Below are 8,434 nucleotides of genomic sequence, written 5' to 3'. Positions count from 1 at the left end.
CTCGCTGGGCGGGGGCTCGTCGGGCTGGGGGTGGGGGGTGGGCTCGTCGGGCAAGGACCCGGGGGTGGCTGGCTGGGACTGGGACCCGGGTGTGGGTTCATCGGACACAGTCGTCCTCCCTCTCACCCAGTTCGTCGTCCGCGCTCAGCCACCGCGCCAGCGCGGCCCGGCCACGGGACAGGCGGGCCTTGACCGTGCCCACGGGCGCACCGGTCTCGGAGGCTACCTGCTCAACACTCAGGTCGCACAGATGGTGCAGAACGACAGCCCTGCGCTGTGTCTCGGGCAGCGTGCGCAGCCCCTCGACGAGCGCGGTGCGCTCCGGGCCCGGTCCGGGCATGTGCTCCGGCGGCGGATTGCGGCGCACGAGTTCCAGCCAACGCCGCGCCCGCCGCCAGCGGCTCACCGCGAGCCGCATCGCCACGGTGCGGATCCACGCCTCGGGAGCCCCGTCGGCCAGGAACTCACGCCGCCGGTCCCAGGCGCGTACGAACGCTTCCTGGACGACGTCCTGCGCCTCACCGTGGTCCCCGGTGAAGGCGTAGAGCTGCCCGGTCAGCCGCGGGAACGCGGCAGCGTAGAACGCGTCGAACTCTTCCTCGGTCATGCCCCCCGCCGGAGTCCGCGGAAGCCCGTGCCACCCGGGCACCTCCGCCATGCGTACTGGTCCTGTACGTCGCGTACATCGAAGCACAAGACCGTGGGCCACCCATGAGGACGGGGTTTAAAGGCCCGGCATTCACAGGGGCGGAGGCATGACGGCGGCCTCCACGCCCTCTCCAACCCTGCTGGCCCGTACCTACTGATGCGGGACGCTCAGCGCTTCTCGTACGGGTTCGACGGCTGCTTCACGTGTCGGACCGAGGTGGCGTCGAGGACCGGGCGGGCCTCGTTCGAGCCGGGTTTGCCGGTGGGGTGCCAGGTGCCGGTGACGGTCACCCAGGTGTCGGCCGCGGGGGCTTCGGCGCCGCGGATCTGGACTTTCAGGGCTTGGGCGTCGGCCGCGCAGCAGGAGACGAGCAGGCGGGCGACGTACCAGGTGCCGTTGCCGTTGCCGTTGCCGTTGCCGCCGTCGTCTCCGTCGCCGTTGCTGTGCCGCGTCACGAAACCGGTGAGCCGGAGGGTTCGCCCTTTCATGGACGCGCCGCTGTCCCACTGGGCGCGGGACGCGAAAGAGCCCAGGGTGAGGTCGACGGGGTCCTCGGCCGGGCCGGGCGGGAGTTCGGGGAAGGTGCCGACGCCCTGTGCCGCGACCTTCGCCTCCTCTCGGTCGGCGCTGTACGAGCCCAGGGCGGGGGGAGGGAAGAGAAGGAGGGCGAGGGCGGGGGCCGCGAGGAGCCAGGCGATGCGGGGGCCTCGGGTGTGATCGTGGCCGTGATCTTCGGTGTCCTCGTCTTCGGTGCCCTCGTCCTCTGGGTCCTTGTCTTCGGGGTCCCTGTCTTCGGGGTCCACACGCCTGGCCATGCTCAGCATTCCGAGCACGATCAGCAGTACCCCCGAGGTGATCAGATACGGCCGCAGCCCTTCCTTCACGTACCGCAGATACAGCTCGCTGAAGAGCGAGATCCTCAGGAGCGCCGCCCCGCAGAGGAGCAGCAGCACCTCCTGCATGCGCAGACGCGGTCGCAGTCGCCGTCGCACGGGCTGCCTCACAGGAGCCACCATCCCGTCAGCACACTGCTCGTCACGGCCACCACCCAGGTCACGGACGAGAACCGTACGGCGAAGGCACGGCCGAAGGTTCCCGTCTGAAGTGCGAAGAGTTTCAGGTCCACCATCGGCCCGACCACCATGAAGGCGAGCCGCGCGGTGGGGGAGAAGCCCGTCAGCGAGGCCGCGACAAATGCGTCGGCCTCGGAGCAGACGCACAGCACGACGGCGAGTACGGCCAGCAGCAGCACCGACATCCAGGGCGACCCGGTGAAGACGTCGAGCACGGACCGGGGGACGAGGATGTTGAACGTCGCCGCGGCGGCCGCGCCCAGCACGAGAAAGCCGCCGGCGTGCAGGAAGTCGTGTTGGAGTCCGTCCCTGAACCCGCCCCACCCTCTCGGGGAGCCCCCCTTGCCGCCCGTACGCCGCCGGGGCAGCCACTCCTCCTTCCCGAACCGGACCCACAGCCACCCCATCACCACGGCGGTGGCGAGCGAGGCGACGAGCCGGGCGCCGACCATGGCCGGGTTCCCCGGGAAGGCGATGGAGGTGGCGACGAGTACGACGGGATTGATGGCGGGTGCGGACAGCAGAAAGGCCAGCGCGGCCGCCGGCGCGACGCCGCGCCGCATCAGGCTGTCGGCCACGGGCACGGAGGCGCACTCGCACCCCGGCAGCACGACCCCTGCCGCCCCCGCCACGGGGACGGCGAGCGCCGGCCGGCGGGGCAGTACGCGGCTGAAGACCCGCTCCGGTACGAACGCCCCGATGGCCGCCGACACCACCGTTCCCAGCAGCAGAAAGGGGATGCCCTGCACCGCGACCGCCGTGAACACCGTCCACCACGCGCCCATCGCGGGCGTCGCGACGTCGATCGCGAGCATCGGGCCGAGGACGGAGGCGACGGTGGCGATGGCGATCAGGGCGATGCCGCCTACCACTACGTACACCGACGTGCGGGCGACCCACCGCGCCCCGTCGGCCAGACTTCCTCGGTTCTCCACGTGCTGCTTCCCGCCTCGCCCACCCCACTGCTCCCCGCAGGCTAACCGGCGGGCGACGGCCACGGCGGTTTTNTTCTCCACGTGCTGCTTCCCGCCTCGCCCACCCCACTGCTCCCCGCAGGCTAACCGGCGGGCGACGGCCACGGCGGTTTTTCGCCCCCGCCGCCCCTACCCGTCCCATCCTCATCCTGGGGGCTGCGCCCCCAGACCCCCGTATCGGCCTGAACGGCCTCGTCCTCAAACTCCCCCAAGCTCTCGGCTTCGCTCGAGCAGGGGGGACCCCCATGACGGGCTGGGTATGTCAGCCCCTCCGGCGTTTGAGGAGCGGGGGTCCGGGGGCTGGCCCCCGGGAACGGGATGGGACGGGCAGGGGCGGCGGGGGCGAGGAACCCCACCCCTCACAACGGCGGATGCGCCGGCGCGGGGCCCAGTGTCGTGGTTCCCGGAGTCGTCCGATGCCCCAGACCCGTGCGGTACGCGTTCAACGCCGCCTCCACCCGCCCCGTCCGCCGCAGCAGATCGCCGAGCATGCGGCACAGGTCGGCCAGATCGCCCGCCGCCCCGGCCCGCTCCAGCAAACTCATCGCCCGGACGTAGTGCTCCTCGGCCGTCTCCGTGTCCCGCGCGTCCTCGGCGATGATCCCGAGCAGCCGGTGAGCCGCCGCCGAGTGAACGGCCCCCCGCTCCGAACTCAGGTCCTCGAGCACGTCATGGAGCAGCCCCGCGGCCTCCTCCGACTTTCCCCGCCGGTGCAGAACGTCCGCCAGCTCCACCACGACCTGACTGGTGTAGAGCGTCGCCCGCTTGTCGACCAGGATCGCCTGGGCCTCGCGCAACTCGTTCTCGGCCCGCTCCAGTTCGCCGTTCTGGGCGTGCAAATAGCCGCGCATCCAGTGGCAGTTGGCCAGCTCCGTACTGATCTGAAGCTGCCGGTACAGCTCCGCCGCCTTCCCCAGGGACGCGTCCGCCTCCGCGACCCGCCCCTCGGCCAGCAGCGTCCGGGCGACGGACCGGTGCATACGGGCCACCAGCGCCGGATCCTGCACCTGCGGAGCCAGCGCGAGGGCGAACTCCGCGGCCTGGGCGGCCCGCGCATGCGCCCCCATGTCCATGTACGGCCCGATCACGCTCCCGTAGAGAAGCACCAGAGCGCTCGGATCGTGCAGCCCGGTCCGGTTGAGCTCGTCGAGGGCGGACTCCAACAGGTAGCAGGCGTAACGGAGTTCACCCGCCAGGTAGTGTGCGACCGCCCGCCCCCTCAGGGCCGGTACCCGACTCGGCAGCGGCTTGTCCGCGAGCCGTTTCTCCGCCTGCTCGAACCGCAGCCGCCCGGCCACCAGGTCCCCGGACTCCAGGGCGCATTCACCCAGCCCCAGCAACGCGGTCGCACACTCGTCGTCGAGTCCGTGCGCCTCCGCCTCCGCGAGCAGCACGGCGTACTGCTCGGCCGCCGCCTCCGCCCCGCCCGTCGCGAGCGTGCGCTGCGCGTCGGTGAGCCTCAGCCGCAGATCCGTGGCGAGGTGCGCGGGCCGCCCGGTGGCCAGCTCCTCGTACGCCACACCGAGCCGCGCCGCGATGTGCCGCAACGCCTCCTCCGAGGGCCGTACGCGTCCCGCCTCGAGCGTGGAGACGTACGCGGGGGTGTACGCGCCTTCCGCCAACTGCTTCTGCGTCAGCCCGCGTTCCGTACGCAACTGCTGCACCCTGCGCCCGATGATTCCCGGGTCGTCACGCTCGGCCATGGCCCCAGCATGCCAGCAAGTCGACCTGCTTCCGTGCCCTATCCAACTTCCTTTGACAACGGGGCAGTTCACACCTGGAAGAAACCTTCCACGAGCCGCCACCCCCCTTGCCCCGGCGCGCGAGACGCCCTACGTTAAGCGGCGCGTTAAACCTACGATTACGCACACTTAATACGACGCTGACGATGCGAGGTGTCGCCGTGTTCCGACGTATTTCCGCGCGCTACCTCTCGCCCCGCCCCCTCACGGCCCGCCACCCCACAGCCCGCTACGTCACGGCCCTGTGCGCCGCGGTCATCGCTTGCGCGGCACTGATCAGCGCGGGGGCGGCGGGACCGCATCCCTGACGGTGGTGAACAGGGGCGAGTGGGCGAATGTCCCCGACACGATCGGCGGCGATCGGGTGGCACGCGCACCGATGAGTTTCCGAGCGCCATGGTGTCTCCAGGGGATGGGACGGCCACGTCCCCCAGTCCACCGAAGAGAAAGTGGTGCGCGATGAAGCTGACCCTGACGGAGTTCCTGACGCTGGACGGTGTCTCCCAGGGCCCCGGCTCCCCAGAAGAGGACACCAGCGACGGGTTCACCCGGGGAGGCTGGTTCGTGCCGCACCTGGACGAGGAGTTCGTGCGGCTGGCCGCCACCTGGCTCGGCGAGGCGGACGCGTTCCTGTTCGGCCGCCGCACCTACGTGAACTTCGCACGGGACTGGCCGAAGATCACCGACCCGGACGACCCGTTCGCCGGCATCCTGAACGGACTGCCGAAGTACGTGGCCTCCCACAGCCTGACCAAGGCGGACTGGAACCCGACCACGATCCTGTCCCAGGACGTCCCCGCCCAGGTCGCCGAACTGAAGCGACAGCCCGGACGGGAGCTGCAGATCCACGGCAGCGCCCAACTGGCCCAGTCGCTCCTGGCCGCCGGTCTGATCGACACGTTGCGCCTGGTGATCGCCCCGGTGGTCGTGGGCCATGGCCGACGCCTGTTCCCGGACGGCGGCGCCCCGGCGGGCCTGCGGCTCCTGAGCAACGAGACGACGCCGGGCGGACTGGCGGTGCACATCTACGAATCGGCGGGCCTGCCGGAGTACGGGACGTACGGGGCCGACGCGTAGACCTCGTCCCGCCGGAGGGCCGATCCTGAAGACCGGCGTACCCGTCGGCGGCCCGCACGCTCCCCGACATGATGGACGGCCCCGGCGAGTGACGCCGCTCCGGCACCCATCCTGGAACCACCCCGTACGCTGCGACCCGTGACCTCTTCCGCCGCCCGCACCGCGCTGGACCTCACCGCCGATCTCCCGCTCCCCGCGCTGGAGGACTTCTACCGGGATCTGCACCGCCACCCGGAGCTGTCCAAGAGCGAGTACCGCACGGCCGCGAAGCTCGCCGAGGGCCTGCACGCGGCCGGGTACGAGACGGCCGAGGGCGTCGGCGGCACGGGTGTGGTCGGTGTGCTGCGCAACGGCGAGGGGCCGACCGTGCTGCTGCGCGGCGACATGGACGCGTTGCCGGTCGCCGAGGAGACCGGGCTGCCGTACGCCTCCGAGACGCCCGGCGTCATGCACGCCTGCGGTCACGACCTGCACGTCACCTGGCTGACCGGCGCGGCCTCCGCGCTGGCCGCCGGCCGCGACAGCTGGTCCGGCACGCTGCTCGTCGTGGGCCAGCCCGCCGAGGAGACCGGCGAGGGCGCGGCCGCGATGGTCAACGACGGGCTGTACGAGCGTTTCCCGCGCCCGGACGTCCTGCTCGCCCAGCACGCGGCGCCCGGTCCGACCGGGCTGTACGCCCACTCGCCGGGCCTGATCATGTCCGCCTCGACGGACGTCGACATCGTCGTGCACGGGGTGGGCGGCCACGGGTCCCGGCCGGAGGCGACGGTCGACCCGGTGGTGACGGCCGCGTACATCGTGACGCGCCTGCAGACCGTCGTCTCACGGGAGTTGGCGGCCCGCGAGCCCGCCGTGCTGACGGTCGGGAAGATCGAGGCGGGCACCCGGCACAACATCATCCCGTCCGAGGCGCACATCGCCATCAACCTCCGTACGCAGTCCGCCGACGTACGCGACCGGATGCTCGCCGCGATCCGCCGTATCGCCGCGGGCGAGTGCACGGCGGCGGGCTGCCCCCGCGAGCCCACGGTCACCGTGGGCAGCAGCTTCCCGGTCACCGTGAACGACATGGACACCGACCGCCGCGTCGCCGCCGTCCACGGCGAGGTCTTCGGCGCGGGCGCGGTCCTCGACTTCGGCCCGGTGATGGGCAGCGAGGACTTCCCCTTCCTCGCCGAGGGCGGCCTCCCTTACTCGTACTGGTTCGTGACGAGCACCCCGGCCGAGGTATGGGACGCGGCCGCCGGCGGCGACCTGATGCAACAACTCGCGGCGGTGCCCAGCAATCACAGCCCCCAGTTCGCCCCCGACTTGGCAACAGTGGGGCCGGGGGTGCGCACGCTGGTCTCCGGTGCGCTGGAGATGCTGTCGGTGCGGTGACGCGAACGAACTTCCGCCGCCGTCCGGTTTCGACCTGGGGCACATGGACGTCTCGGGCAGCGAGGGGCAGGCGAGCTCCCGGGACCACACCCCCGACCAGGCCATGATGATCTACCTGTCCGTGACCTTGCTCCTGGACGGCCTGCGGCGGTTTCTCTCCGGTCGGGCCCGCACCTACGCGTCCTCGGCCGTCGACTCGTCGTTCTCGCTGGACTTCAGGCGCGAGAAGCGCGGGACGATCGCCACGAGCCACCAGGGATCGCTCGTGCACCGGTCGTCCGCCGAAGAGGTCGCCGCGGCCGTCTTCGACGCCGCCGAGGAATTCGCGCGGACCCACCTGAGCGAGCTCCCGGCCGACGACGCGGGGCGAACGGATCTGGAGCAGTCACTGGCCGAGTTCAAGAAATTCCTGGACCAACGGGACTGACGGATCCCGCCAGCCGCGCCAGCCGCGTGTGGACGTCCTGGAGCGCGCCCGCGCGGCGGCCCGGCACGCGGTGGCGCAACTCGGCCAGCGTGGAGCCCAGTTCGCGGGCCAGGCCCGCGTCGGTGACGCGGCCCCACTGGTGGTGGGCCCGGTCGACGGCCGCCTCGACGCCGGGGGCGTCGGGTGCCTGGCCCGCGCCGAGCCGTACGTCGGCCACGGTCAGCCAGGTCCGGCAGCTGCGTACGGCGTCGCCGGCGAACATGGCCAGATCCGCTCGTACTTCCATCCAGTGGATGACCTCGTCACTGCCCGGCCCGAACGTACGCAACGCGGCCTGTTCCCACTGCGCGGCCAGCGCGGACGCCTCGTCGTGCCGCCCGGCCTGGACGGCGGCGGTGATCCCGGCGTGGGGGTCGGCGGGCGCGGGCGCGACCGGATCGACCGCCAGCACCAAGTCCCGCTGTACGCTCCGCGGTTCCTCACCGATCGCCCGTGTGAGCGCCTGCTGATGAAGCTGCGCCGGCGGCGGACGGTGGCCGCTGCGCAGGATCGTGGCGAGGGACTTCATATACGTCGGTGTCGCGACCGTACGTCTCGGCGGAGGCGGTGCGATCCGGCCGTACAGCCGGACCCCCGGCCCGACGTCGAGCGGCTGGGTGCCCAGGTACTGCCAAGTCTCCGCGTCGGCGTGCAGGTCGACGAACAACGTCGTGCCACCCGGCGCGCGCAGCCGCAGCTCCTCGCGGATCCAGTGCCAGGGGAAACCGGTGTAGCGGACGGTCGACGGGGTCGTACGGGCCAGCGCCAGGTGCGGAAGCCGCTGGCGGCGGTCGAGTTGGAGCTGCCCGGTGAGGAAGACCGTGAGCGGGCCGGGAGCCGTCGCCGCGGCACGCAGCCGGGTCAGGACCGCCTGGGGCTCCAACGGGTCCGCCAGTTCGACCACGTTCGCGGTGTCCGCCCCGGAGAGCACGGCGGGCGCCACCGCCGCGAGCACGGGAAGCACCGATGCCGCGTCCACGAGACATCCCTTGCCCACCGGCGAAGCCGCGAGCAACAGCACGGTTCCAGGCATCGTTCCCGCCCCCTCCCCATCGTTCGCCACTGCAGCACCG

Annotated in this window: 9 protein-coding genes; 4 read left to right on the top strand and 5 right to left on the bottom strand. The window is 71.8% G+C overall.

What is annotated here, in order from left to right; all coding sequences use genetic code 11:
• Window positions 1-97: 97 nt before the first annotated feature.
• The 4 genes from FGD71_RS13815 to FGD71_RS13800 all read right to left on the bottom strand — a co-directional run bounded on the left by FGD71_RS13815 (window position 98) and on the right by FGD71_RS13800 (window position 4,399).
• Complete coding sequence (locus FGD71_RS13815) at window positions 98-607, bottom strand: SigE family RNA polymerase sigma factor (RefSeq protein ID WP_119100732.1); 510 nt, start codon at window positions 605-607, stop codon at window positions 98-100.
• 209 nt (window positions 608-816) lie between these two features.
• Window positions 817-1,611: a TIGR03943 family putative permease subunit gene (locus FGD71_RS13810; protein ID WP_119100726.1), complete on the bottom strand. Its 795-nt coding sequence runs from the start codon at window positions 1,609-1,611 to the stop codon at window positions 817-819.
• Between the two features lie 38 nt (window positions 1,612-1,649).
• Window positions 1,650-2,657: a permease gene (locus FGD71_RS13805; protein ID WP_119100725.1), complete on the bottom strand. Its 1,008-nt coding sequence runs from the start codon at window positions 2,655-2,657 to the stop codon at window positions 1,650-1,652.
• A gap of 398 nt (window positions 2,658-3,055) precedes the next feature.
• Window positions 3,056-4,399, bottom strand: coding sequence for a helix-turn-helix domain-containing protein (locus tag FGD71_RS13800; RefSeq protein WP_119100724.1), 1,344 nt, complete (start codon window positions 4,397-4,399; stop codon window positions 3,056-3,058).
• A 200-nt stretch (window positions 4,400-4,599) separates the two neighbouring features.
• Between FGD71_RS13800 and FGD71_RS47375 the strand changes: the two genes are divergently transcribed.
• The 4 genes from FGD71_RS47375 (at window position 4,600) to FGD71_RS13785 (ending at window position 7,322) form a co-directional block, all read left to right on the top strand.
• Window positions 4,600-4,746, top strand: a complete 147-nt coding sequence (locus FGD71_RS47375) for a hypothetical protein (RefSeq protein WP_162931119.1) — start codon at window positions 4,600-4,602, stop codon at window positions 4,744-4,746.
• A 151-nt stretch (window positions 4,747-4,897) separates the two neighbouring features.
• Window positions 4,898-5,515: a dihydrofolate reductase family protein gene (locus FGD71_RS13795; protein ID WP_119100723.1), complete on the top strand. Its 618-nt coding sequence runs from the start codon at window positions 4,898-4,900 to the stop codon at window positions 5,513-5,515.
• Between the two features lie 138 nt (window positions 5,516-5,653).
• On the top strand, window positions 5,654-6,895 hold the full coding sequence (locus tag FGD71_RS13790; RefSeq protein WP_119100722.1) for an amidohydrolase: 1,242 nt from the start codon (window positions 5,654-5,656) through the stop codon (window positions 6,893-6,895).
• Between the two features lie 43 nt (window positions 6,896-6,938).
• Window positions 6,939-7,322, top strand: coding sequence for a hypothetical protein (locus FGD71_RS13785; RefSeq protein ID WP_240436575.1), 384 nt, complete (start codon window positions 6,939-6,941; stop codon window positions 7,320-7,322).
• Here FGD71_RS13785 and FGD71_RS13780 read toward each other — a convergent pair.
• Entirely contained in the window at window positions 7,294-8,394 is a 1,101-nt protein-coding gene (locus FGD71_RS13780) for a hypothetical protein (protein WP_119100720.1), read from the bottom strand. The two genes, FGD71_RS13785 and FGD71_RS13780, sit on opposite strands and share 29 nt — an antisense overlap.
• Window positions 8,395-8,434 lie beyond the last annotated feature (40 nt).

It is taken from the genome of Streptomyces sporangiiformans, assembly GCF_005768555.2.
Lineage (GTDB): Bacteria > Actinomycetota > Actinomycetes > Streptomycetales > Streptomycetaceae > Streptomyces > Streptomyces sporangiiformans.
Note: the sequence above shows the minus strand (reverse complement) of the source record. Positions and strands in the feature narration are given on the sequence as shown.